Origin of the sequence: Hymenobacter caeli (assembly GCF_013294115.1) — a bacterium.
In the GTDB taxonomy this organism is placed as follows: Bacteria; Bacteroidota; Bacteroidia; order Cytophagales; family Hymenobacteraceae; genus Hymenobacter; species Hymenobacter caeli.
Genome location: NZ_JABSNP010000012.1, coordinates 48,939 through 72,173, shown reverse-complemented (window position 1 = coordinate 72,173; position 23,235 = coordinate 48,939). Strand labels below are relative to the sequence as shown.

At 66.2% G+C, this 23,235-nt stretch carries 17 protein-coding genes; 9 read left to right on the top strand and 8 right to left on the bottom strand.

All coding sequences use genetic code 11. The annotated features are described in order from the left end of the window. Positions 1-254 precede the first annotated feature (254 nt). The 5 genes from HNP98_RS13440 to HNP98_RS13420 all read left to right on the top strand — a co-directional run bounded on the left by HNP98_RS13440 (position 255) and on the right by HNP98_RS13420 (position 4,275). Entirely contained in the window at positions 255-1,523 is a 1,269-nt protein-coding gene (locus HNP98_RS13440) for a putative DNA modification/repair radical SAM protein (protein WP_173810595.1), read from the top strand. Positions 1,524-1,549: 26 nt separating this feature from the next. Then, on the top strand, positions 1,550-1,729 hold the full coding sequence (locus tag HNP98_RS13435) for a hypothetical protein (RefSeq protein WP_173810594.1): 180 nt from the start codon (positions 1,550-1,552) through the stop codon (positions 1,727-1,729). Between the two features lie 51 nt (positions 1,730-1,780). Next, on the top strand, positions 1,781-2,722 hold the full coding sequence (locus tag HNP98_RS13430) for a TIGR03915 family putative DNA repair protein (protein ID WP_173810593.1): 942 nt from the start codon (positions 1,781-1,783) through the stop codon (positions 2,720-2,722). A gap of 65 nt (positions 2,723-2,787) precedes the next feature. Further along, complete coding sequence (gene rfbD, locus HNP98_RS13425) at positions 2,788-3,642, top strand: dTDP-4-dehydrorhamnose reductase (protein ID WP_173810592.1); 855 nt, start codon at positions 2,788-2,790, stop codon at positions 3,640-3,642. Positions 3,643-3,663: 21 nt separating this feature from the next. Continuing rightward, positions 3,664-4,275 carry a hypothetical protein gene (locus HNP98_RS13420; RefSeq protein ID WP_173810591.1) on the top strand — a complete coding sequence of 204 codons (612 nt, stop codon included), beginning with the start codon at positions 3,664-3,666 and terminating at the stop codon, positions 4,273-4,275. A 7-nt stretch (positions 4,276-4,282) separates the two neighbouring features. Here HNP98_RS13420 and HNP98_RS13415 read toward each other — a convergent pair whose 3' ends face one another. The 3 genes from HNP98_RS13415 to HNP98_RS13405 form a co-directional block, all read right to left on the bottom strand. Beyond that, entirely contained in the window at positions 4,283-5,485 is a 1,203-nt protein-coding gene (locus HNP98_RS13415) for an MFS transporter (protein ID WP_173810590.1), read from the bottom strand. Between the two features lie 157 nt (positions 5,486-5,642). Beyond that, a complete protein-coding gene (locus HNP98_RS13410) occupies positions 5,643-7,850 on the bottom strand; it encodes a hypothetical protein (RefSeq protein ID WP_173810589.1) in 2,208 nt (735 codons plus the stop codon). Positions 7,851-7,888: 38 nt separating this feature from the next. After that, positions 7,889-8,815 (bottom strand): AraC family transcriptional regulator, encoded by a 927-nt coding sequence (locus HNP98_RS13405; protein ID WP_173810588.1) that lies wholly within the window; start codon positions 8,813-8,815, stop codon positions 7,889-7,891. Positions 8,816-8,969: 154 nt separating this feature from the next. Here HNP98_RS13405 and HNP98_RS13400 point away from each other — a divergent pair, with 154 nt between their 5' ends. From HNP98_RS13400 to HNP98_RS13390, 3 genes are all read left to right on the top strand, one after another. Beyond that, the gene (locus HNP98_RS13400; RefSeq protein WP_173810587.1) at positions 8,970-10,499 is read left to right on the top strand and encodes an aldehyde dehydrogenase family protein; all 1,530 of its coding nucleotides are present in this window, start codon (positions 8,970-8,972) and stop codon (positions 10,497-10,499) included. A gap of 137 nt (positions 10,500-10,636) precedes the next feature. Then, a complete protein-coding gene (locus HNP98_RS13395) occupies positions 10,637-11,044 on the top strand; it encodes a hypothetical protein (protein WP_173810586.1) in 408 nt (135 codons plus the stop codon). A 14-nt stretch (positions 11,045-11,058) separates the two neighbouring features. Beyond that, positions 11,059-11,451: a DUF779 domain-containing protein gene (locus tag HNP98_RS13390; RefSeq protein ID WP_173810585.1), complete on the top strand. Its 393-nt coding sequence runs from the start codon at positions 11,059-11,061 to the stop codon at positions 11,449-11,451. A 65-nt stretch (positions 11,452-11,516) separates the two neighbouring features. Here the strand turns inward: HNP98_RS13390 and HNP98_RS13385 are convergent, their stop codons facing one another. From HNP98_RS13385 to HNP98_RS13365, 5 genes are all read right to left on the bottom strand, one after another. Further along, a complete protein-coding gene (locus HNP98_RS13385; protein ID WP_173810584.1) occupies positions 11,517-12,023 on the bottom strand; it encodes a YybH family protein in 507 nt (168 codons plus the stop codon). Between the two features lie 105 nt (positions 12,024-12,128). After that, on the bottom strand, positions 12,129-12,668 hold the full coding sequence (locus HNP98_RS22245; protein ID WP_173810583.1) for a glycine zipper domain-containing protein: 540 nt from the start codon (positions 12,666-12,668) through the stop codon (positions 12,129-12,131). Positions 12,669-12,813: 145 nt separating this feature from the next. Further along, positions 12,814-15,237, bottom strand: a complete 2,424-nt coding sequence (pbpC, locus tag HNP98_RS13375) for a penicillin-binding protein 1C (RefSeq protein WP_173810582.1) — start codon at positions 15,235-15,237, stop codon at positions 12,814-12,816. Beyond that, a complete protein-coding gene (locus tag HNP98_RS13370; RefSeq protein ID WP_173810581.1) occupies positions 15,234-16,118 on the bottom strand; it encodes a hypothetical protein in 885 nt (294 codons plus the stop codon). The genes pbpC and HNP98_RS13370 overlap by 4 nt, the downstream gene beginning before the upstream one ends. Positions 16,119-16,323: 205 nt before the next feature. Then, the gene (locus HNP98_RS13365; protein ID WP_173810580.1) at positions 16,324-21,870 is read right to left on the bottom strand and encodes an alpha-2-macroglobulin family protein; all 5,547 of its coding nucleotides are present in this window, start codon (positions 21,868-21,870) and stop codon (positions 16,324-16,326) included. A 402-nt stretch (positions 21,871-22,272) separates the two neighbouring features. On the opposite strand from HNP98_RS13365, the gene HNP98_RS13360 reads away from it, so the two are divergent. Next, complete coding sequence (locus HNP98_RS13360) at positions 22,273-23,178, top strand: LysR family transcriptional regulator (RefSeq protein ID WP_173810579.1); 906 nt, start codon at positions 22,273-22,275, stop codon at positions 23,176-23,178. Positions 23,179-23,235: the final 57 nt, after the last annotated feature.

The following is a 23,235-nucleotide window of genomic DNA, read 5'->3' as shown; positions in this document are numbered from 1 at the left end:
CTGCGCAGCGGCCTGGCGGTGCCGCACCCCGTGGGCCAGCGCGGGAGTCCACCCCCCCCAATGGCCGCTGCGCGGCCGTGCGTCGCAGACTCACCCCGTTTGCCGGCCTACAGTTACGCTGCACTTCGTTGCGCTAAACTGTGGCCAGGTTAAAAGAGCAATTTTAGAAACTTTTTCTAATAAAATTAGCTTAGTAAGTATTGCCCGTTAGCGGGATTCGTAGTACTTTTAACACCGAAAAGCAGCCTTGCCCGATGAACGAGCGGATTCAGGAGAAACTAAGCATATTAGCTGATGCCGCGAAGTACGACGCTTCGTGCAGCAGCAGCGGCGGCAAGCGCAAAAACGAAGGCAAGGGCCTCGGCAACGCCGAAGGCATGGGCATCTGCCACAGCTACACCGAGGACGGCCGGTGCGTGAGCCTGCTCAAGATCCTGCTCACCAACCACTGCATTTTTGATTGCGCCTACTGCGTGTCGCGCCGCTCGAACGACGTGAAACGCGCCGCCTTCACGGTGGACGAAGTGGTGGACCTGACCATCAACTTCTACCGCCGCAACTACATCGAAGGCCTGTTCTTGAGTTCCGGCATTTTCAGCAGCCCCGACTACACCATGGAGCGGCTGGTGCGCATCGTGAAAAAGCTGCGGACCGAGCACAAGTTCAACGGCTACATCCACGTCAAAACCATCCCCGGGGCCTCCGAAGAACTCATCCAGGAAGCCGGCCTGTACGCCGACCGCCTGAGCGTGAACATCGAGCTGCCCTCGGAGCTGGCCCTGACAACGCTGGCCCCGGAGAAAAATTATCAGGAGATTCTGACCCCGATGGCGCAGATTCGGGACGGCATCATCCAGAATAAAGAGGAGAAGGCGCTGTTCAAGAAAGTGCCCGCTTTCGCCACGGCCGGCCAGACCACCCAGCTCATCGTGGGGGCCAGCGGCGAAACGGACCTGGAAATCATCAAGCTCTCCGACTCGCTCTACCAGGGCTACGGGCTGAAGCGCGTGTACTACTCGGGCTACGTGCCCGTGACCGACGACGCCCGCCTGCCGCAGGTGACGCAGCCGCCCGTTATCCGCGAGCACCGACTGTACCAAACCGACTGGCTGATGCGCTTTTACGGCTTCCACGCCGACGAGATTCTCGACCCCGCCCACCCGCACCTCGACCTGGAGATTGACCCCAAGCTGGCCTGGGCCCTGCGCAACCGCCACGTGTTTCCGGTGGACGTGAACACGGCCGAGTTTGAGATGATTTTGCGGATTCCCGGCGTAGGGGCCCGCTCGGCCAAGCGCATCGTGGCCGCCCGGCGCTTCGCCCCGCTCACGATGGAGCTGCTGCACAGCTTCGGCGTGGTGCTGAAGCGGGCCAAATATTTCCTCACCTGCCGCGGCGGGCAGCCGGCCGCCCTCGGCGAGCTGACCGAGCAGCAGGTGCGCCGCCAGATTTTGTTCGGGGCCGGCTCGGTGCGCTCGGCCCTCGTCACGCAGCAGCTCGACTTGTTTGCCCAAGCCAGCTAAGTTTTTCTTCATATAACGCCTTGGTTATGAAAGTTTCCCACCGCCAAAACGTTGCCCAACGCCTCGCCTCGACTGGTTCCGACAAAGCCCCGCGCCTCTCGTGCTGCTGCCGCATCAGCGAGCTGATGCCGCTGGTGCGCCAGCTGCACGATGTGGCCCGCGCCCAGGCCGAGGCCCGCGTGCAGCTGGCCCAGCAGGCCGCGTAGGGCCGGGTGCCCGCGCCGTATTTCCCGGGTTTCCGTAGCCTTCCCCCCCCCATGAGCCAACCCCTGATGCGCCGCCGGGCCACCGCCGTGAGCCCCGCCGGGGCCCGGCCCGCGGGGGCCCCGGCCCTCACCGCCGCCCCGCGCGACTATACCTACGACGGCACGTTTGAGGGCCTGCTGACGGTGCTGTTCACGGTGTACGACTGGCGGGCGGCCCCCAACTCCATCCAGCCCGCGGCCACGGCCCAGGCGGGCCTGTTTGCCCAGCCGGCCCACCGCGAAACCGACGAGGCCCAGGCCGCCCGGGTGTGGGACGGCCTGCTGCGCACGATGGACGCCGAGGCCCGCGCCCGCCTCTACCACGTGTTTCTGAGCGAAGACGCCGAGCGGGAGTTGCTGATTTTCCGCTACGTGGACCTGGCCCTGCGGGCCGGCCGCGACATTGCCGAAAATTACGTTGAAGCCACCGTGCGCCGGGTGCAGCGCCTGGCCCAGCAGATGTTCCGCGAGAAGCACCGCATGGAAGCCTTCGTGCGGTTCGAGAAAACCCGGGACGGCTTGTTCCACGCCACCGTCGAGCCCGACTACGACGTGCTGCCGCTCATCGCCGCGCACTTCACCAAGCGCTACGCCGACCAGCGCTGGCTGATTTACGACCGCCGCCGCCGCTACGGCCTCTACTACGACCTGACGCGCACCGACGTGGTGCAGTTCGAGGAAGCCGGGGCCCCGGCGCACGCCACCGGGGCCGTGGCCGCCACCGTGCTCGACGAGCGGGAACCCCTGTTCCAGGTGCTCTGGCAGGCGTATTTCGACCATGTGAACATCCCCGAGCGCCGCAACCTGAAGCTGCACCGCCGCCACATGCCCCTGCGCTACTGGAAGTACCTGAGCGAGAAGCAGCCCCGCGCCCAGCCCTTCCAGCCCATTCAAAACAAGCGGCCGCCGGGCGCGGCGGGGGCCCTGGCCGGCCCCGCCGCGGGCCCCGAGTAGCCGGGCCGGCCCCGCCGCTCCGGGCCGGGGGGGCTAACTTGCGGCCGCAACGAACAAGGCAATTAATGGGTAATACGCTGATTTTTGGGGCCTCCGGGCAATTGGGGCAGTGCCTGGCGCACGTGGCCAAGGAAAGAAATACGCCGGGCCTGGTGTTTCCGCCCGAGGCCGAGGCCAACATCCTAAACCCCGCCAAGCTGCGGGCCCTGTTCGAGCAGCACCGCCCGGCCTACGTCGTCAACTGCGCCGCCTACACGGCCGTGGACAAGGCCGAGGACGAGCTGGACCTGGCCCGCAAAATCAACCGCGACGGGGTGGAAAACCTGGCCCGGCTCTGCGGCGAATTCGGCACCACGCTCATCCAGATTTCAACCGATTTTGTGTTCGCCGGCACCGGCAACACGCCCCTGGTGGAAACCGACGAGGCCGCGCCCATCAGCGTCTACGGCCTCACCAAGCTGGAAGGCGAGCAGGTGATTGCGGCCCACACGGGCCAGTTCTTCATCCTGCGCACCAGTTGGCTGTACTCTGAATACGCCAACAACTTCGTGAAAACGATGCTGAAGCTGGGCCGGGAGCGCGACGAGCTGCGCATCATCTGGGACCAGACCGGCACGCCCTGCTACGCCATCGACTTGGCCGGCTGCGTCCTCACCATCATCGAAACGCAAAACCAGCACCACGGCATCTACCATTACAGCAACGAAGGCGTAACCTCGTGGTACGATTTTGCCACGGCCATCTTCGAGCTAAGCGGCACGCCGGTGAAAACCGTGCCCATCCGCACCGCCGAGTACCCCACCAAAGCCACCCGCCCCGCTTACTCAGTAATGGACAAAACCAAAGCCAAAACGGTGCTTGGGGTGGCCATTCCGCACTGGCGGGCGAGTTTGGCGGTGTGTGTCGGGCGGTTAGAGTAATGCTTTCGTTTCAAATTACTTATGAAAACATGCCACTACGCTTTTTACGGAAGCCTTTTATGGCTTACCGCTTGTTCAACTGAGCCGGTAGCTTCTGAACAAACGAAAAATCAACCAGCTTCTATAGCTGCACCAGTTACTGCCCCGCCAATTAACACCGTACACCAGTTTCTTGGCTGGTATAAACAGCATGAGGAGCAACTAAACACGATGCCATTAGTGCCTGCTGCTAATGATAAGGACACCGTTAATATATATGCTATTGACTTCGCAGTTGTTGAGAGCTATTTGCATCAACTGCAAAGTAGCGGTAGTTTATCACCTGCTTTCCTACTGACACAACGTGATTATTTTAAACACTGCCAAGACTCCTTGCAAACTCGTTTGCAGACAGATGGTCCGCCCTTTGGCTTAGATTACGACCGGATACTTTATACTCAAGATGCTGAAAGCCAAGTGCAATTATTGTTGCGCAGTAGGCCGGCAAGTGTAGTAGTGAAAGGCGACACGGCACGTGTGGTTTATCACTGGCAAGAAAGTGAAATGAGTGAAGGTCCAGACTTATCTTTCATTTTAGCTCGAAAACAAGGGCAGTGGTTAATTATAGCTATTCGGCCCATTTTGAGCGAATAAATAGCAATTACCGCCCGTAATACCGGTGCAGCGCCAGGGCCAGCCCTACAAAAGCCCCGCCTACCAGGCACACGCCGGCCCAGCCGAAGTGCGTCCAGGCCAGGCCGCCGGCGATGGAGCCCAGCGAGCCGCCCGTGAAGTAGCCGGTCATGTACACGGTGTTGAGGCGGCTGCGGGCCTCGGGCACCAGCGAAAATATCAGGGTCTGGTTGGAGATATGGGCCGACTGCACGCCCACGTCGAGCAGCAGGATGCCCACCACCAGGCCGGCCAGGTGGCCGCCGCCCAGGCCCAGCACCAGGTAGGCGCTGAGGGCCAGCAGCAGGCCCACGGTGATGGCGAAGCGGGGGCCCTTGGCATCGGCGGTTTTGCCCGCCCACGGCGCGGCCAGGGCCCCGAAAGCCCCGACCAGCCCGAAAAAACCGGCCACGTCGCTGCCGTAGCCGTAGACCGGGCTCTCCAGGTAAAACACCAAGGCCGTCCAGAACACGCTGAACGCGGCGAACACGCCGCCCCCCACCAGGGCCGAGCGGCGCAGGGCCGGCTGCTCGCGCACCAGCGTCAGCAGCGAGCGCATGAGCGAGGCGTAGGTGCCGGTGAAATGGGGCCGGTCGGTGGGCAAGCGCCAGGCCAGCAGGCCGATGAGCAGCACCATCAGCCCGGCCGCGCCCCCGAACACCGTGCGCCAGCCGTAGTGGGCCCCCACGTAGCCGCTGGCCGTGCGCGAGAGCAGGATGCCGACGAGCAGGCCGCTCATGATGCGGCCCACGATGCGGCCCCGGTCGGCGTCGGGGGCCAGGTGGGCGGCCATGGGCAGCAGCAGTTGCGGCACCGCCGAGCACACGCCAATCAGCACGCTGGCCCCGGCCAGCACGGCGAAGGTGGGGGCCAGGGCCGCCCCGCCCAGGCAGGCGGCGGCCCCCAGCAGCATGACGAGCATCAGGCGCTTGCGCTCCAGCATGTCGCCCAGCGGCACCACCAGCAGCATGCACAGCGTGTAGCCCACCTGGGTGGCCGTGGCCACGAGGCTGGCCTGGCTGTCGGGCACGTGAAACGTGCGGCCGATGGCGGCCAGCAGCGGCTGGTTGTAGTAGATGTTGGCCACCACCAGCCCGCAGGTAAGGGCCATGAGCCAAACCAGCGCGTTGTCTAGTTGGGGAGCGGCAGTGGCTTTGGGAAGCGGCGCGGTGGCCGCTGAAGATGGATTCATAGCAAAGGCAGGCAGAGCACTTAACGCTTTGTGGAGCGAGTGCCGTTAACCATCCGCGCCGGCCAATGGTTGCGTGCAGGCCTGCCCGGGCCGTTGCCGACACAAAAACGGAGGCCGGCACCGCCCTGGGGCCCCGCGGAATTTTGGTGTGCGGCCCCTACGGCCGCGCCAGCAATTTGAAGGCGTAGTCGGGGCCGTTGCCGCGGGCGTCGGCGGCCACCAAATCGGGCACGGGCAGCTGCACTTCGCCCTGCGCGTCGGCAGCTACCGGGTAGGCGTAGCGCGGCCGGGGGCCCCCGGGGCCCAGCGTTTGCCACCACTCCAGCCGGTAGCGGGCCCCCGGCGGCAGCCCCGCCACGGTGAGCCGGGCCCCGCACAGGTCGGTGACGTAGCGCACCGTCTGGCGGGTGGCGGGCACCTGGCCCGCCGCGTCGGGGTGCAGGTAGCGGGCCCGCTGGGCGGGGTCGGTTTGGTGGGGCCGGTTGTACCAGTAGTCGTCGCGGTGGTGCACCCAGCCCAGCACCCGCCCGGGGCTGCGCAGGGCGAAGGCTTCGAGGCGGCGGTCGGAGGGGAGCAGGCTGGCGGGCGCGGCCAGGGCGGGGTCGTTGTTGGGGTCGGGCATGACGCGGTTGGCGCGGCCGGCTTCCAGGCATTCGGGCGGCCCCACGCCGCCGGGCAGGCAGGGGCGCAGCGCGGCCGAGTCGGGCACCAGCGGCGTGCGCACGGGCTCGTAGGCGTAGCGCGTGAGGTCTTTCTGGGCAAAGAAGCGGGCCACGGACTTCATGTAATCGACGCCTTGGGGCCAACCGGGCCAGTGGTGGTGCAGGTAGCCCCAGCTCCACCAGTTGAGTCCGGTGCCGAACGAGCCCGAAAACGACGACGACCACAGCAGGTTGCGGAACTCGCTGTGGTTGTCGGACTGGTACCAGGCGCCCGAAAACCCGCACTCGCCGCCCTGCACGGGCTTCTGGTACGCGTGCTGGGCCCAGCGCACCACGTAGTTGTAGAGCTGCCCGTAATTTTGCAAGTCGCTGTAGAAGTGGAAGCTCGTGAAGGCGATGGCCGAGTCCTGGAACAGCGACGCCCCGGCGATGTACGTGGCCGGGCTCGAAGTGAGCAGTAGCCGCGGGCACCAGGCCCGCAGGCGGGCGGCCAGCCGGCGCTGCATCAGCTCGACGTAGTAGTAGTTCGGCCGGGGGCAGCCGCGCCAGCTCCAGTAGAAGCCCTCCGGGGCCAGGGCCGGGTCGCGGTCGAGGTTGTCGAATTCGGCAAAGATTTCCAGGGCCGCCAGGTTGGGCGAGTAGCCCCAGCGCGCCACCAGGTAGCGGAGCTTGTTGGCAAAGAGCTGCTCGGCGTCGGGGTTGAGGCCGCAGCTGTCGCCCTGCACCTGCCGGAACACGTCGATGGGCAGCCGCACCCCGGGCAGGCGGCGGTAGGGGTTGTGGTCCCAGAGCAGCAGCCGCGTGGTGGGGTCCGCCTCCACTTGCAGGCGGTAGTCGATGTAGTGGAACGCGCCCAGCTGCAAGTACACCCGGCGCTGCTCGGCCAGGGCCAGCACCTGGTCGAGGTCCTGGGCGCGGTTTTGCTGGGCCCCGTAGTAGCCCGCCGAGTCCCACTCCACCTCGAAGCTGGCCGGGCTCAGCAGCAGGCGGGCGAAGTTGCCCCCCTGGCGGTGCAGCGAGTCCAGCACCTGGCGGTAGGCCCGCACCGCGTAGGGCGGGTAGGTGTTGGTGCCCAGGCGCGGGATGTCGTCGGGGGTGAACGACGACGTGCCCGAGTAGTCGGCCAGGTTTTCGCCGATGGCAAAAAATGGCGCGCCGTCGGCAAACCGCAGGTAGGGCTGGCCCGGCGGAAACCCCAGGGGCCCGTGCTGGCCGGGCCGGGCGGCCGTGGCCACCACGTCGAAGCCGGCTTCCTGGCCGGGGCCGGGGTCGGGGGCCTGGCGCACCGCGCAGTGCAGCCGCAGCCGGTAGCGCCCCGGCCGGGCCAGCACGAAGCGCAGGTGCCAAGGGTGGGCGCTGGCCAGGGGCTGCCCCACCGCTTGCCCGTCGGCATCGGTGCGGAAGCGCTCGGTGTAAAAGCCCAGCACCGGCGGCTGCACCGGCTGCCCCGAGTCGGCGTCGTACAGCTTGGCCGTCAGGTCGACCTGGCGCGGGTCGTAGGGGTTGAGGGTGCCGCCGGCCACTTCGCGCTGCACGGCCGGCGCCAGGGCCACGGCCAGCTCTACTTTTTGGTAGCAGGCCGCGTGCACCGGCTGCCCGGCGGCGCGGGCCGGGGCCAGTACAATCACTTCCTGTACCGGCGCTTGCGCCAGCGCGGCGCGGCCCAGCAGCCACAACATCCCCACGCTCACTAATCTGCTCATGCGGTTGGAGCGGGGCGGGCCGGGGCAAGAACAGCCCCCTAATACGGCTGCCGCTTATACGTCCCCGGCGTCACGCCCTCGTATTTCTTGAATAACGCCTGGAAGTGCGAGAGGTTGTTGAAGCCGGCCCGCAGGCACACCTCGGCCACGCTGGCCAGGGGCTGGCGGAGCAGGCGCTTGGCCTCGCCCAGCCGCTCGCGGATGATGTACTCGACCGGCGTGAGGCCGAACTCGCGCTTGAACACCCGGAAAAATGTGGCCTTGCTCATGCAGGCCACAGCGCTGAGCTTGTCCACCGACAGGTTCTCGGCCAGGTGCTGCTTGATATAGGCCACCACGGCGGCGAAGCGGTGGGTGGTGAGGTGGCGGGCGTAGTCGTGGAAAATAAGCTCGCGGGCCTGGGTCTGCATCAGGCGTACCAGCAGCTCTTGCAGGGTGAAGCCGGCCAGCACGTCCTTGGCCGCGTCGGGGGTGCGGGCCACGGCCACGAGGCGCTCCAGGGCCCCGGTCAGCTCGGGGGTGTTGGTGAGGTGGGCGTGCTCGGGGCCGGCCAGGGCCCAGGGGGTGTGGGCCTCGGCGCGGGGGTAGCGCTCGTTGAGCAGGTCCACGGTGTGGCGGATGGTATCGGGGGCGATGGCCACGGCCAGGCACTGCGTAGGCCGGCAGGCGCAGGCTTCGGGGAAGTCGATTTCCATCCGCTCGGCCTCGCCCACCACCACCGACTCGCCGGGCAGGTAGTCGAAGGCCGGGCGGCCGGGCAGGTGCATCACCTTTTTGCCGCGCAGCATGGTGGTCAGGGCCAGGCCGTCGAGGCGCAGGGGCACGCGCAGGGCCTTTTGGTGGGTTTCAAAGATGCTCAGCTCAAAGGTGTCGAGGGCAAACGTGGTCCGGTTTTCGACCAGGCTGAGCAGCTGGTCGGTTGGCAGCGGGGCCACGGCGGCGGGCAAATGGATGCGGGGATTCATGAGCGAAGCGAATGACGAAGGCCAGGAAGCGCCGCCCGGCGGGCGCAAGTTGCGACAATTCCAGCACTTTCTGCGACGATAACGCAAACGGTTGTTTTACTAATATGTGACCTTTGGCCGTTCGTCAATCTCCACCAATCCCACCCCCTCCGTTATGGCCGAAGTGCTCGAAAAAGCCACCACCGTCGTGGCCCGCCCCCAATTCAAATCGCATTACGACAACTTCATCGGCGGCAAATGGGTGGCCCCCGTCAAGGGCCAGTACTTCGACAACCCGTCGCCCATCGACGGCCAGGCTTTCTGCAAAGTGGCCCGCAGCACCAAGGAAGACATCGAGCTGGCCCTCGACGCGGCCCACGAAGCCTTCAAAACCTGGAGCAAGGCCTCGGCCACCACGCGTAGCAACGTGCTGCTGAAAATTGCCGACATCATGGAAGCCAACCTGGCCTACCTGGCGGCGGTGGAAACGGTGGAGAACGGCAAGGCCATTCGCGAGACGATGGCGGCCGACTTGCCGCTGGCCATCGACCACTTCCGCTACTTCGCGGGCGTCATTCGGGCCGAGGAAGGCTCGGCCACCGAGCTGAACGAGACCACCCTGTCGCTGGTGATTCAGGAGCCGCTGGGCGTGGTGGGCCAGATTATTCCCTGGAACTTCCCCCTGCTGATGGCCACCTGGAAGATTGCCCCGGCCCTGGCCGCCGGCTGCTGCGTGGTGGTGAAGCCCGCCGAGCAAACCCCGGCCAGCATCATGTGCCTCATGGAGCTGCTGCAAGACGTCATCCCGCCCGGGGTGCTGAACGTGGTGAACGGCTTCGGCCTGGAAGCCGGCAAGCCCCTGGCCAGCAACAAGCGCGTGCAGAAAGTGGCCTTCACCGGGGAAACCACCACCGGCCGCCTCATCCTGCAATACGCCGCCGAAAACATCATCCCCGTCACGATGGAGCTGGGCGGCAAGTCGCCCAACATCTTCACCAAATCGGTGATGGACCACGACGACGACTTCCTCGACAAGTGCATCGAGGGGGCGGTGATGTTTGCCCTGAACCAGGGCGAAATCTGCACCTGTCCCTCGCGCCTGCTCGTGCACGAAGACATCTACGACAAGTTCATCGAGCGCGTGATTGAGCGGGTGAAAGCCATCAAGCTGGGCAACCCGATGGACCCCGAAACCATGATGGGGGCCCAGGCCAGCAACGACCAGTTCGAAAAAATCCTGAGCTACCTCGAAATCGGCAAGGCCGAAGGGGCCGAGGTACTGGTGGGCGGCGAGGCCTACCACCAGGAAGACGGGGCCCTGGCCGAGGGCTACTACATCCAGCCCACCGTGTTCCGGGGCCACAACAAGATGCGGATTTTCCAGGAGGAAATCTTCGGCCCGGTGCTGTCGGTGACGACGTTCAAGGACAGCGCCGAGGCTATCGAAATCGCCAACGACACGCTCTACGGCCTTGGGGCCGCCGTGTGGAGCCGCGACGCCCACGAGCTGTACCAGATGCCCCGCGCCATCCAGGCCGGCCGCGTGTGGGTGAACTGCTACCACGACTACCCGGCCGGGGCCCCCTTCGGCGGCTACAAAGCCTCGGGCTTCGGCCGCGAAAACCACAAGATGATGCTGGCCCACTACCGCCAGACCAAGAACATGCTGATTTCGTACAGCCAGCAGAAATTAGGCTTCTTTTAGGGCAATGGTTGAATGAAGGAATGGTCCGGTGGCTGCTTGGTCGCCGGACCATTTTTGCGTTGCGACTTGACTGCTAACGGCCCGTTGCCACGGGCTCCGTATATTCGGTGGTCATCTCATTAGTCTCTTTCATGATCATGCGAAATGCGATAAAAGGGCTGCCCGGGCTCCTGCTGGTGCTGGGCATAGCCGGGTTTGCCGGCGGGGCCCAGGCTCAGGCCCTGCCCGTGCCCGGTCCCCGCAACCCGGATTGGTCCCTCGAAAAGACCGAGGCCCGGCCAACCGCGGGCCCGTCCACCGCGCTGCTGAGCAACGACCGGATGCCCAACGCTGCCCAGCAGAGCGTTTCGAGTACAGGCAACCGCCATTACCAGTGGGACGCCGACCGGCAGTTGGCCTACGAATGGCTGAGCCGCCCCGGCAGCGAGGCCCCCGGCCAGTCGGTGGCCGTGCGCGACGAGCGCACCGGCACCGTTTACACGTACCGCCGGGCTACTGCGCCGCCCAAATCCCGCTTGTGGCGGCCCATCAAACCCATTAAATAATTACACTCCCGCCCATGCCCACGCCCCGCGTTCTGGCCACCCAAGCCGCCGAAGCCACCATTGATTTGCTGCGCGACGAGCACGGGCCCCTGATGTTTCACCAGAGTGGCGGGTGCTGCGACGGCTCCTCGCCGATGTGCTTCACCAAGGGCGAGTTCCGGATTGGGGGCAACGACGTGTGGCTGGGCCAGATTCACGGCTGCGACTTCTTCATGAGCACCAGTCAGTTTGAGTACTGGCAGCACACGCAGCTTACCATCGACGTCACGAAGGGCCGGGGGGCCAGCTTCTCGCTGGAAATTCCGCTGGGCGTGCGCTTCCTCATCCGCTCGCGGCTGTTCACCGAAGCCGAATCCAAGGACATGGCCGCGGTGCTGAACGGCGAAGAATACCTGGAAACCGCGTAGGGCCCCGCACGCAAAAAGCCCCGGCAACTCGGTTGCCGGGGCTTTTTGCGTTTGTAAAGCAGCGGTTATTTCTTCACTTGCACGGGCAGGTCTTCGAGTTGGGCGTAGCTGAGCTTCCAGGTGCCGTCGGAGCCTTTTTTCCAAAGTAGCAGGAAGTTGCCTTCGCCAATGCCGGCTTCCTTTTCGGTGGCCGTGGGCAGCACGTCCACCGAGAAGGTGCCGGCCTCATAGGCCATGTTGGCGTCGGTGCCGGTGCTAGCGGTGCTGGTTTTCAGGTTGGTAACGGTGCCGATGGTGGGCGTAATCCACTTGTTGGTGATTTCGCTTTTACCACTGAAGCGGGTTTCGCCCTGCAAAAATTGCGCATCGTCGGCCAGGAAAGAAGCGGCTTTGGAAGCGTCCTTGCTGTTCCAGGCGCTGAGAAACTGTTGGTTGAGGTCCGACACGCTCACGTTGCCGCTGGTATTGGCCGTAGCGGTGGCGGGGGCCGCGCCGGTGGCGGCCGGGGCGTTGTTGCCGGAGCACGAAGCCAACAGGGCGGCGGTGCCCAGGGCGAACAGGTAATTTTTCATGACACGATAAGCGAAGGTGCGAAAGAAGTTTGGTGAAGTAAAACGGGTGAACCCCGGGCCTGGGGGCCTGGGGGCCTGGGGTTCGGTGTAAAGTGCGGCAGGAGGCTACCAGCTCTTGCGGCGCACGGCCGAGGCCGGGTAGGCCGTCAGCGCGTTGCCGTAGTCGGGGTTGGGGAAGTAGCCCGAGGCGGGGGTGATGCCCGCCGGGCTGGCAGCCAGGACCGTAGCGGCGGCCACGGCGGTGGAGGCCCCGGCCACGCGGCCCAGGCTGCCCGGCGTGCGGGCCACCGCGTGGCGCTCGGCGGCGGCGTGCTCGGCGGCATTGGCGCGGGCGTTGGCGGCGGCGAGGCGCTCGTTAGCGGCGGCCCGCTCGTTGGCCAGGGCGGCGGCCTGCTTGCGCTTGTTGTCGGTGTGCTTGCCAATGGCGTAGCCCGCGCCCGCGCCCACTGCGCCGCCAATCAGGCCGCCCACGGCCCGGTTGCGCTTGTTGATGAGGGCCCCGCCCAGGATGCCGGCGGCCCCGCCAATGGCGGCGTCTTTGGCCTGTGGGCTCCAACCTTTGCGCTGCTGCGCCTGGGCACGGGGGCTGTATAGCAGGCTGAACAACAGCAGGGGAATCAGGAATAACCAGCTCGTATTTTTCATTTGAAATAAGGTGTAGGATTGGTGAAAGAGTAGCCGCTGGGCAATGCGTTTACAAGCACCGTGCCAGCGCCCCAAAGTACGGGAACCATTGCGGCGGGGTTTGCCGCTGCCCGCCCGGCCGGGCCTGGGCCCCGGTCAACCGCCGCTACTGCTCGGCCACGAGCAGCTGCACGTCCACGTTGCGGCCGTGGTCGTCGGCGCACGACACCTTCACGGGGCCCGGGAGTGGCTGGAAAAACACCCGCTCGGTGGCCCCGGCCGCTTGCACAAACCGGTCGTTCACGTACCAGAACACCCGCCGCACTTCGGGGCCCGCCGCGCAGCTGAGTAGTAATTGCTGTTTTTCGCCGCGGTTGAGCAGGTATTCGGCATTGGGTAGGGGCGAGGTGATGGCCAGGGGCGGGGCCGCGCCGTCGTCGGGGCCCCGCACGAGGCGGCAGGCGGGGTTGTGCGGCGGCAGGCGCGGGGCGGGCAGCCCCTGCGCCGCCCGAAACGCCAGCACCTCGGGCAGCGGGTTGGGGAACAGCTGCCGGCGGTAGCCGCGGGCCGGCACGCAGGCCCGGCAGTAGCTCAGGGCCCCGTCGGCCGAAACCAGCACCTCCTGCTGGTGCGCGCAGCGCCGGGCCGACGACACGCCCGGCAGGTAGTAGTCCAGGATTTGGTTGGGGCAGTGCTCGCCCGGTACCAGCCCGCTTTCGGCGCAGACCAGCCGGAAGTCGAGGCTGGCCGGGGGCGTGGCCCAGGTGTTGGGCGAGTTGTAGGCCAGCGCGTTGAACAAGTCGAACAGCAGCGGCGTGGCCACGTCGGCCCCCGTGAGGGCCGGGCTGCCCTGGCCGTCGAAGTTGCCCACCCACACGCCGATGGTGTAGTCGCGGTTGTAGCCCAGGCTCCAGGCGTCGCGGCGGCCGTAGCTGGTGCCGGTCTTCCAGGCGATGCGGGGCAGGTGGAGGCCGTTCTCGTAGCCCAGGGGCAGGTCGGGGCGGGTGCGCTGGGCCAGGGTTTCGTTGACGAGGAAGGCGGCGGCGGGGGAGAGCAACGAAACCTCACCCCCCCGGCCCCCCTCTCCGGCGGAGAGGGGGGAGAAGGACGATTCCGTTCGGCTGCCGGTTGTCTCCCCCCTCTCCGCCGGAGAGGGGGGCCGGGGGGGTGAGGCCAACCGCAGCGCCCCGTACCGCCCGCCGTTGGCCAGCGCCACGTACAGGCCCGTCAGCTCCTCCAGCGTGGCCCCGCAGCCGCCCAGTATCGTGCTCAGGCCCAGGCGCGGGGCGGCGCGGGCCACGGTGCGGAAGCCGGCCTGGCGCAGCTTGTCGGTGAGGGCCGGCACACCCATTTCAGCCAGCACGCGCACGGCGGGGATGTTGAGCGAGTATACCAGGGCCCGCTCCACGGTGACTTCGCCCTGGCAGTTCTTGTCGAAGTTTTCGGGCCGAAAGCCGTTGAAGTTGGTGGGCACGTCGGGCAGCTTCAGCTTGGGCGTGGCCAGGCCCCGGTCGAAGGCCAGGCCGTAGAGCAGCGGCTTGAGGGTGCTGCCCGGCGAGCGCACGGCCCGCACGCCGTCCACCTGGCCCTGGGTAGCCGCGTCGCGGAAGTTGGCCGAGCCCACGTAGGCTTCCACGGCGCGGGTGTGGTTGTTCACGACCAGCACGGCGGCCTGCGTGATGCCCAGCTCGCGCAGCCGGCGCACGTAGTTCAGCGTCAGGTCTTCGGCCTTGGCCTGGGGGCCCCGGCGCAGCGTGGAGCGGATGATGGCCTGGCCGGGAAACTGCGACACGAGCCGCCGCGCCAGGTGCGGGGCCAGGGCGGGGGCCCCGTGGCGCCGGGCGTCGAGCGGCTCGGCCAGGGCATCCTCGATGTCTTGATTGGGAAAGAGGTGGGCGGCCTGCATTTGGCGCAGCCAGTGGTTGCGCTTGGCCAATATTTGCGCGTTGTTTCGGCCCAGCACCAGCACGCGCGGCTGGTTGGGGATGACGGCCAGCGCCACGGTCTGGGCCAGGGAGAGGTAGTCGGGCGGCTGCTGGAAATAGAGCAGCGCGGCCGATTTCACGCCCTCAATGTTGCTGCCGTAGGGCACCAGGTTGAGGTAGAGCTGGAGGATTTCGGCCTTGCTGTAGTGGGCCTCCAGCTGCACGGCGCGCAGCATTTCGAGCATTTTGTTGCCGAAGGTGCGCTCCTTGGGCTCCAGCAGGCGGGCCACCTGCATGGTGATGGTGCTGGCCCCCGTGGTGCGCCCGCGCCCGAACAAGTTGCGCCCCGCCGCCTGCACGATGGCCACCGGGTTCACCCCGAAATGGTAGCGGAAGTACCGGTCCTCCTTGTAAATAATGGCCCGCTGCAAGGCCGGCGTTATCTCGGCCAGCTCGGTCTTCATCCGCCACTTCTGCGTCGGGTTCAAAAAGGCGTGCAGGGCCGAGCCGTCGGCAGCCGTCACCAGCGGCGAGTACTGCGGCGCGGGCGGCAGCGGAAACAGCCGGTCGGCCAGCGCGGCCCCGGCCAGCAACAGCACCAGGCCCGGCAGGCCCCGGCGCAGCCAGGGCCCCCGGCCCCGCCACCAGGCGGCCCAGGTTTTCATGGTGCCGGCACCGCTACGGCCGGCAGCTGCCAGCCCCGGCCCACCCAGCGCAGCACTGCCCGCTGCCACCCCGGCCGCTGCCGGAACCGCGCCTTTTCCCCGGCCAGCGCGGGCACGTCGAGGGCCCCGGCGCGGGCCTGCCAGGCGGCCAGCGGCCGGGGCCCCGGGGCCGCAAACAGCTCGTCCAGCACCGGCCGGATTTCCTTCAGGTTCCAGTAGTGGTACACCCACGGCGCGGCCTCGCGCACCGCGCCGGCCCGGGCCAGTACCGCGCTGAAAGCCAGCTGCTCCATCACGTGCTTGGGGTAGAGGCGGTACAGCTGCTCGGTGAGGGCCAGCACCTCGGCCAGCAGCGGCGCGTCGGTGCTGCGCAGGCCCAGCACGCCGGCGTTGTACATGCGCGTATCGGGGCTGATGGGGCCCCCGGCCAGGGCCGTGCGGCCGGCATCCTGCTGTAAGGCGCGGTTGATTTTGCGGTTCAGCGGGTTGCCGTCGCGCAGCCGGCCCTCGCCCACGTGCATGAACCGCTCGCCCTTGCCCAAAGCCGCAAAAATCTCGGCCAGTGGCTTTAGGAAAACGGTGTCGGTATCGGCGTACAGCAGGTTGCCGGCGCAGTGCGCGGCGGCGTGCTGCAACACCTCGATTTTGACGCGGTGCACAAAGTCGATTTCCCCGCGCCACGCCCGCCACTGGGCCGGCGCGATTTCCACGTATTGCACCGCCTCCGCATCGCCCAATACCGCCCGGAAGTGGGCGGGGTTATCGGTATAAACCAGCACGGTGGCCCCGCTCTCCTGCCGCAAATACGACAGGATGCTGAACAGCGCCTCGTTGAGGATGGCGGGGCTGCCGTAAGCTTGGTAAAGGAGGAAATCGGCCATGCGGCGCAAGGTATGGCGACTGCTCAGTAACTGCTGGGGCCCGGCAACGGTAAAACCTCACCCCCGGCCCCTCTCCTGCGGAGAGGGGTGCCAGTACCTGACGTTGTAACAGAATCGTTGAACGCACCCCTCTCCGCAGGAGAGGGGCCGGGGGTGAGGTGCCCCCGTGTGAACGGCTCCATACCCGGCCCCCGTAGAGCCCCCGCTACCGCACCCGTACCACCCCGGCCCCGTTATACGAATGGTACTCGCCGTTGTACATCGCATCGGCGCTTACCGGGCCCAGCTTGAAGGTGCCTTTGCTGACGGCGCGGGCCATGTAGTAGAACGATTTGGGGGCCCCGGTGGCGGTGGTGAACAGGTTCAGGCGGTCGTCGCGCACGTCGAGGTAGTCGGGGGTGGCGGCGTCCTTGGCCCAGTCGATTTCGCGCACGGCCCCGATGCGGGGGTTCTCGATTTCGAGGCCGGCGGGCAGCAGGTCGGTGATGGCCACGTTCTTCACCTCGCCGGCCGCGTTGGCGGCTTCGATGGTGATTTTCACGACCACCAAATCGTTCTGGGCGAAGGTGGGGGCCCCCAGCGGGCGGCCGTCGCGGGTGAGGAACTGGCGGCGCACTTTCAGGTAGGAGTCCTCCTCGCGGACGGGCGTGGTGGGCGAGATGCCCGACGCCTCCCAGAAGTAGTACAGGTTGCCGCGGCCGGCGGTGCGCAGGCTCAGGTTGTGGTTGGCCACGTTGCCCACGGTGAGGTCCTGGCCGGTGAAGTTTCCTATCGATTTGCCGTCGGAAAACAGGGCCCCGGTGGCGGTACTCTTGGCGTTCTGGCGGGCAATTTTGCCCAGGGCCAGCAGGGCGAAGGCCGTTTCCTGGGTGTTGAGGTAGTAGGCTTGCTTCACCTGGCGGCTGAGCTGGCGGGCCAGCGCGAGCACCTGCGGGTTGGTGGGGTCGGTGGCGAGCAGGGCGTTCAGCACCACGCCCTCGTCGCGGATGGGCGAGTAGAACGAGCCGTCGAGGGCCCGGCCGGCGGCGGTTTCGCCCCCGAACTGGGCGGGCAGCAGCTCGCGGAACTGCCGCTGGTTGCCCAGGATGCCCTGGGTGCAGGCCAGCAGGAACTTCGAGTCCTGGGCCAGCTCGGCGCGGTTGGCGCGGTAGTAGTTCAGGGCCACGGCGTCCTGGCGGCCGGCCAGGGCCAGCACGTACAGCGAGTAGGCGATTTCCTTCTTGGCGATGGTTTTCTCGCGGGCAATGTTGTTCACGTCGAAGTAGCGGTAGGGTTCGGTTTCGCGCTTTTTCAGGCGGAACTGTAGGTAGCCGAGCACTTTGTCGAGCGTCGTTTTATTGACCGCGAAGCCGGCCTGCCGGGCTTCGAGCAGGAAGTGGGCGGCGTAGGCCGTGGCCCACCAGTTGTCGTAGTCGCCGCCCGGCCAGTAGCTCAGGCTGCCGTTGTAGAGCTGCATCGACTCGATTTTGCGGATGGCCTCCTGCACGTTGTAGTTGGGGTTGTAGCGCTGGTTTTTGGCGGCGGCCCCGGTCTTTTGCTGCAACGTGGCCGCCAAGTCGCCATAGTACAGCTGCGGAAACGCGGCCGACACGGTTTGCTCCAGGCAGCCGTAGGGGTATTGGAGCAGGTAGCGCAGGTCCTTGCTGAACTCCGTGAGCGGCGAGCGACTGAGTACCAGCTGGCTGCGTTGCGAGGCGGGCAGGAAATCGTTGGTCAGGTTGAGCGGCACCGTGGCCCCGCCGGCCACCACGCCGCTGCCGTTGCGCTTTTCCAGCGGCGCGGCGGGGCGCACGGGGATTTCGATGGTTTCGGTGAAGGTTTCGGCTACTCCTTTGAGGCCCACAGCAAGAATTTTAACACTTGCATTACCAATAGCCTGTTGAGCCGCAACACGAAAAACTACCTTGTTTTCTGCGTTAGGACGCAGCGAAACAGTTTCCTCTTCAACTCTTCCCTTCACGCTAATACCGTCAACCCCGTTACGTTCTGTCAAACGCTCAGTGGATACAAGTGGACCAGTAAGTTGCTTATCAACCTTGACAGCAATTAACTGATTCGTCGTATTCGTCAGCGTCACCGGCACGTCAATCGTGTCGCCGGGGCTCAAGAATCTAGGCAACGCCATGGAAATTACCACCGGGTCGGCCACCTTCATCGTGCTCTCGGCCGAGTTGAAGGCGTCGTCTTTGTATGCCACGGCCATGATGCGCAGGGCCCCCGAAAATTGCGGCACGCGCACCCGGTAGCGCACTTTGCCGCTGGCGTCGGCGGTGAGCACGCCGCTCCATTCGGCCACGAGCTGCACGCGGCGGCTGGGCACGGGCGAGGTGCGGCGGGCCAGGTCGCCGGCGTCGCCGCCGGTGCTGCTGCTGCCCAGCTCGGGCAGCAGGAAGGGGTACACGTCGTAGGCCGACACCTCCAGGGCCCGCTTCTGGTAGAAGTAGCCGTAGGGGTCGGGCGTGGCGTAGCCCTTGCGCTGCAAAATGCCCTCGTCCACGATGGCCAGCGTCACCTGGGCCCCCGGGGCGGTGGTCACTTCCACGGTTTGGGAGGTGTGCGAGCGGCTGGTGGCGGGCGCGGCCAGGGCCAGGGCCAGGCGGGCCTCGGGGCGCGCCACGGCCAGGGGCACGAAGCCGCGGGCCACCGTCAGGGGCAGGCCGTGGTCGGTGATGGCGCGGATGGCGGTGGCCGTCACGTACACGTTGGGCACGTGGGCGGCGGTGATGGGGATTTTGACGCGGGCCGACTTCTGGTCCGTGGTCACGTAGAAGTGGTCGAGCACGTGGTCGCGCTCCACCGTCACGAGGATGCGGCCGGCGAAGGGCGTTTTCAGCAGCAGGCTGGCCGTTTCGCCGGGGGCGTACTGGGCCTTGTCGGCCTCGATGGTCACCGCGCCTTCGTTGCTGACCTCGAAGGAGTTGGCCTGCGTGTCGCCGTAGCCGTAGGCGTAGAAGCGCTGCATCACGTAGGGCAGGGCCCCGGGCCGGTTCACGCGCACCTCGTACTCGCCCGAGTTGAGGGGGGTGTAGCTCAGGGCCGTGCCGGTGCCCACCGTCAGGTTCTGGCTGAGCACGGTTTGCTCGCGCTGCTGCGAGTTGTACACGAAGCGGCCGCCCTGGCGCTCCAGCACGGTTTCCCACAGCATCCGCACCACGCGCACCTGGGCGGGGGCCTGGGTGGGGGCCCCGGCGGGCGTGAGGGCCAGCAGCCGCAGCGGCAGCGCCTGGCGGGTGTTCACCAAATCGGGCAGGTTCTGGATGCCGAACATCGTGGCCTGGGTCTGCACCTCGAAGGTGGCCAGGCGGTTCACCGGCCGCCCCGTTTCGTCGAACACCGTGGCGAAGGCCGCGCCCGCCAGCGTGCCCAGGTCGGCAAACTGCGGCACCTCGTACACGGCCGCGCCGTGGCCGGCGGCGTCGGTGCGGCCCTCGCGCAAGTCTTTTTCGAAGCGCGTTTCCAGGGCCGTCTGGGCCTCGCCGTCGTCGCCGCGGCCGGTAGTTTTGCGCCGCTGCCCGCTGTTGATGGTGAAGCTGTAGTCGTCGTAGCCTTTCGGATTAAACGACTTTTGTTTGAGCGAAAACTCGACCTCGTACTTGCGGTCGGTGGCCGGGGGCCCAAACAGGTTCACGGCCGTGATGCTGGCCGTCACGCTCTGGCCGGGCCGCAGCGTGGCGGGGGCGGCCGCCACGGTCACCTTCATCCGGTCGGGAATGAACTCCTCCACGCTGATTTGCCGCGAGGTCAGCAGCACGTCGTTGCCCGTCAGCACCTCCATCGTGTAGAGGCCCGTCATCACGGACGGCGGCAAAATAAAGCGGCTCTCGAAGGCCCCCGCGGCGCTCAGCTTCTGCTGCAAGCTGCTGTATTCCTTGCCGGTGGGCAGCAGCAGCCGGATTTTCATGGGCAGGCCCGCGGGGGGCGCTTTCCAGTCGTCGGTGCGCACCACGGCGTTGGTGCGCACGGTGTCGCCGGGGCGGTACAGCTCCCGGTCGCCGTACAAAAAGGCCTGGTAGTGCGCCGCGTTGGACATCTGCCCGCCCACCTCGAAGCGCGAGGTTTCCACCTGGCTCTTGGTCAGGTCCAGAAACGTGAAATCGGCGTCCTTGGCCGCCGTCACCAGTCCCAGCTTGAACCGCTTCATGGAGGCCGCCGAATCGAACTGCGCCACGCCCGCGTTGTCGGTCGTGGCCGAGCCAATCACCTGGTTGTTCGAGCTGACCAGGTTCACCAGCACGCCCCCGATGGGCTGGGCCGTGCGGATGGAATTGGCGAACACCAGCGTGCCGCCGGTGGCGCCCTGCTTCACAATCAGGCCCATGTCGGTCACGGCCACCAGCTTGCTCACTTGCAGGTACTGGTGCTCGGTGTCCTCCACTTTCACCACGTACAGCCCCTTCAGGGGCCCCTGGAATTCCAGCTCCTTCAGGTCCAGATTCAGCAGGCGCAGGCCGGCTTCCTTGGGCAGCCCGTCCACCGACACGGTGCGCTCGGAGATGACGTTGCCCAGTGTTTCAATGTCAAAGTAGCGGTAGCTGCGGTCGATGTACTCGCCGTTCTCGTCGGTGCTCGACTCGCGCTGGCCTTCCTCGTACTCGGGCGAGCCGTACTGCTGCTCGCCGCGCATCAGCTGCTGGATGTTGTTGGCGTACACCTTGGCAATGGTCACTTTCACCTTGCCCACTTTGTTGATGCGCAAACCCAGGTTGCGGGCCCCCAGCGCGTCGAGGTACAGGGCCTTGTCGCCGCTGGCGAAGGTGATGCTCGGGTCTTCCTCGGCAAACGACACGGCCTGCTGAAACGCATCCTTGAGCGTACCGCCCAGCAGCCCGCGGGTGCCCGCTTTCAGCCCAATCTGGTACGTCTTGCCCACCTCAAACCCGCCGCGCAGCGTGAAGCCGCTTTCCAGCGCCTCCACCGAAAAGGCCACGGCGGGCGTTACGGTGAGGGTTTTTTGCACGTCGGCCACCGTCACGGGCTGGTTGAGCAGCACCGTCACCACGGGCAAGCCGTTGAGCAGGGCCCCGGTCAGCTCGCGCACTTCGAGCTGGGTTTGGTCGGGCACTTCGGCCTGCGCGGTGAGGGTGGTGGTGGTGGCCACGGTGCCGTTGGCCGGCCGCAGGCCGGGCGCAATTTCCACGGTGATGGGGGCCCCGGCACGCACGTCCTGCGCGAAGCTCAGGCCCAGCGTCTGGTCGGGCTCGGCGCTGATGAGGTTCACGGCCAGCGGCTTGCCGTCCTGGCTCACCTTCAGGCGGGGGCGCAGGTCGGCGGGCCGCACGGGGTAGTTGAACAGCAGGTTGGCCCGGATTTCGGCCGTGCCCGCCGCCCGCGCCGAGCGGCCGTAGAACACCTGCGGGTCGGCCATGCGCAGGTACGGCGTGTGGAACCGGCTGCGGTTGATGCTCAGCTGCTGCTTGCCGCTGGGCAGGGCCCCCGGCCGCAAAGCCGCCGAAAACACGGTGCTGGGCCGGAACGCATCCAGGGGCGAAAACGTCAGCTCCCGGTCACCGGTCCACTTAAATTTGCCCCGCACGGCCGGCGTAAATTTCACGTACTGCGTAGTGTCCCAGCTGTTTTGCTGGGCCTCGTCCACCACCTTGTCGTCGAAGGTGAACACCACGTTCGAGTGCGGGTCAATCTCGTCGCCGTCCGTCTGGGCTTGCGCCGTGGCCTGCTCCTGGGCCGATTTTTTGGAGCACGAAAAAGTAGCCAACAGCAAGAGCAGTGGCAGAAAGCGGAAACGGGCCAGCATGGAAAGGGGAGGGGCGAAAAGGGGCCGGAAGGTAATACTGAAACTCGGCTATACTGCGGAGTTTGATGAGGAAATTATCCGGTGGCTGAACGGCGCGGGCTGCCGGCTTTTCGCCGGCTGCCCGCTAACCGCCAGGGGCCCCCGTGGGCAGCCTTACCAGCCCGGTAGTCTCACCAGCCGGGCAACCTCACGAGACCCCCGCGGGGCGGGCCCCTCTCCTGCGGAGAGGGGTGCCAGTACCTGAACGTTGTGAACTGAACAGGCAAATTGAACGCACCCCTCTCCGCAGGAGAGGGGCCGTGGGTGAGGTTCTACCGTTGGGGCAACCCAGCCCAGCGATTAGCGGGCAGCCGGCGAAAAGCCGGCAGCCCGCGCCCGCCCCGTTCAAGTACCTTCGCCGCCATGCTTTCCCAGGCCCACGAAGTGTTTCTCGAAGTCGCCAGGCAGCTCAGCTTCACCAAGGCGGGGCAGGCGCTGTTCGTGAGCCAGTCGGCGGTGAGCAAGCAGGTGAAAGCCTTGGAAGGGCACTACCGAACGGGCTTGTTTGAGCGGCTGGGCAGCAGCATTATGCTCACGCCGGCCGGGCAGCGGCTCTACCAGAAGCTGCTGCAAGCCAAGCAGCTGCAATTCGAATTGCACCAGGAAATGAGCGAGTTGAGCCCCGAGTTTGCGCCGGTGCTGCACCTGAGTATCGGGGCCAGCACCACCATCTCGCTCTACGTGCTGCCGCCCGTGGTGTCGGCCTACTTGCAGCGCCACCCCAACCGCCAGCTTAGCCTCAAAAACCGCAACTCCGACAACATCCTCCAGGCCCTGCTGGCCCACGAAATCGAGCTGGGCATCGTCGAGGGCATCCACAAAGTCAGCCACGTCACCTACACGCCCCTGCTGGCCGACGACGTGGTGGCGGTGTGCGCGGCCCACAACCCGCTCGAAGCCCGCGTGCTCGAAGCCCGGGATTTGCTCCGCATCCCCCTGGCCCTGCGCGAAGACGGCTCGGGCACGCTGGCCGTGCTGGAGCAGGCCCTCGCGCACCGGGGCCTCAAGCTGGCGGCCCTGCCGGTGCGCGTGCGCCTGGGCGGCACCGAGGCCCTCAAAAACTTCGTGCGCGTGGACAGCTGCCTGGCCTTTTTGCCCCGCCAAGCCGTGGTGAAAGAATTGGCTTCGGGCGAACTGGTGGAGGTGAAAATCAAGGACTTGCCCATGCGAAGGCAGTTCAATTTTATTCAGCGCAAGGGCACCGAGAACAACGAGCCGTACCGGGATTTTCTACTGTTTACCAAACGCTACTATGCCGATAAGGCATAGCCTATTCCAGAATTCCATCCCGTTTGGGCATAGCTCCGGCTGGCGGCAATCGTAATT

Excerpts from the sequence above, each read along its gene's own strand:
- HNP98_RS13440 (WP_173810595.1), top strand. The coding sequence starts at position 255 with ATGAACGAGCGGATTCAGGAGAAACTAAGCATATTAGCTGATGCCGCG.
- HNP98_RS13435 (WP_173810594.1), top strand. The coding sequence starts at position 1,550 with ATGAAAGTTTCCCACCGCCAAAACGTTGCCCAACGCCTCGCCTCGACT.
- HNP98_RS13430 (WP_173810593.1), top strand. The coding sequence starts at position 1,781 with ATGAGCCAACCCCTGATGCGCCGCCGGGCCACCGCCGTGAGCCCCGCC.
- rfbD (WP_173810592.1), top strand. The coding sequence starts at position 2,788 with ATGGGTAATACGCTGATTTTTGGGGCCTCCGGGCAATTGGGGCAGTGC.
- HNP98_RS13420 (WP_173810591.1), top strand. The coding sequence starts at position 3,664 with ATGAAAACATGCCACTACGCTTTTTACGGAAGCCTTTTATGGCTTACC.
- HNP98_RS13415 (WP_173810590.1), bottom strand. The coding sequence starts at position 5,485 with ATGAATCCATCTTCAGCGGCCACCGCGCCGCTTCCCAAAGCCACTGCC.
- HNP98_RS13410 (WP_173810589.1), bottom strand. The coding sequence starts at position 7,850 with ATGAGCAGATTAGTGAGCGTGGGGATGTTGTGGCTGCTGGGCCGCGCC.
- HNP98_RS13405 (WP_173810588.1), bottom strand. The coding sequence starts at position 8,815 with ATGAATCCCCGCATCCATTTGCCCGCCGCCGTGGCCCCGCTGCCAACC.
- HNP98_RS13400 (WP_173810587.1), top strand. The coding sequence starts at position 8,970 with ATGGCCGAAGTGCTCGAAAAAGCCACCACCGTCGTGGCCCGCCCCCAA.
- HNP98_RS13395 (WP_173810586.1), top strand. The coding sequence starts at position 10,637 with ATGCGAAATGCGATAAAAGGGCTGCCCGGGCTCCTGCTGGTGCTGGGC.
- HNP98_RS13390 (WP_173810585.1), top strand. The coding sequence starts at position 11,059 with ATGCCCACGCCCCGCGTTCTGGCCACCCAAGCCGCCGAAGCCACCATT.
- HNP98_RS13385 (WP_173810584.1), bottom strand. The coding sequence starts at position 12,023 with ATGAAAAATTACCTGTTCGCCCTGGGCACCGCCGCCCTGTTGGCTTCG.
- HNP98_RS22245 (WP_173810583.1), bottom strand. The coding sequence starts at position 12,668 with ATGAAAAATACGAGCTGGTTATTCCTGATTCCCCTGCTGTTGTTCAGC.
- pbpC (WP_173810582.1), bottom strand. The coding sequence starts at position 15,237 with ATGAAAACCTGGGCCGCCTGGTGGCGGGGCCGGGGGCCCTGGCTGCGC.
- HNP98_RS13370 (WP_173810581.1), bottom strand. The coding sequence starts at position 16,118 with ATGGCCGATTTCCTCCTTTACCAAGCTTACGGCAGCCCCGCCATCCTC.
- HNP98_RS13365 (WP_173810580.1), bottom strand. The coding sequence starts at position 21,870 with ATGCTGGCCCGTTTCCGCTTTCTGCCACTGCTCTTGCTGTTGGCTACT.
- HNP98_RS13360 (WP_173810579.1), top strand. The coding sequence starts at position 22,273 with ATGCTTTCCCAGGCCCACGAAGTGTTTCTCGAAGTCGCCAGGCAGCTC.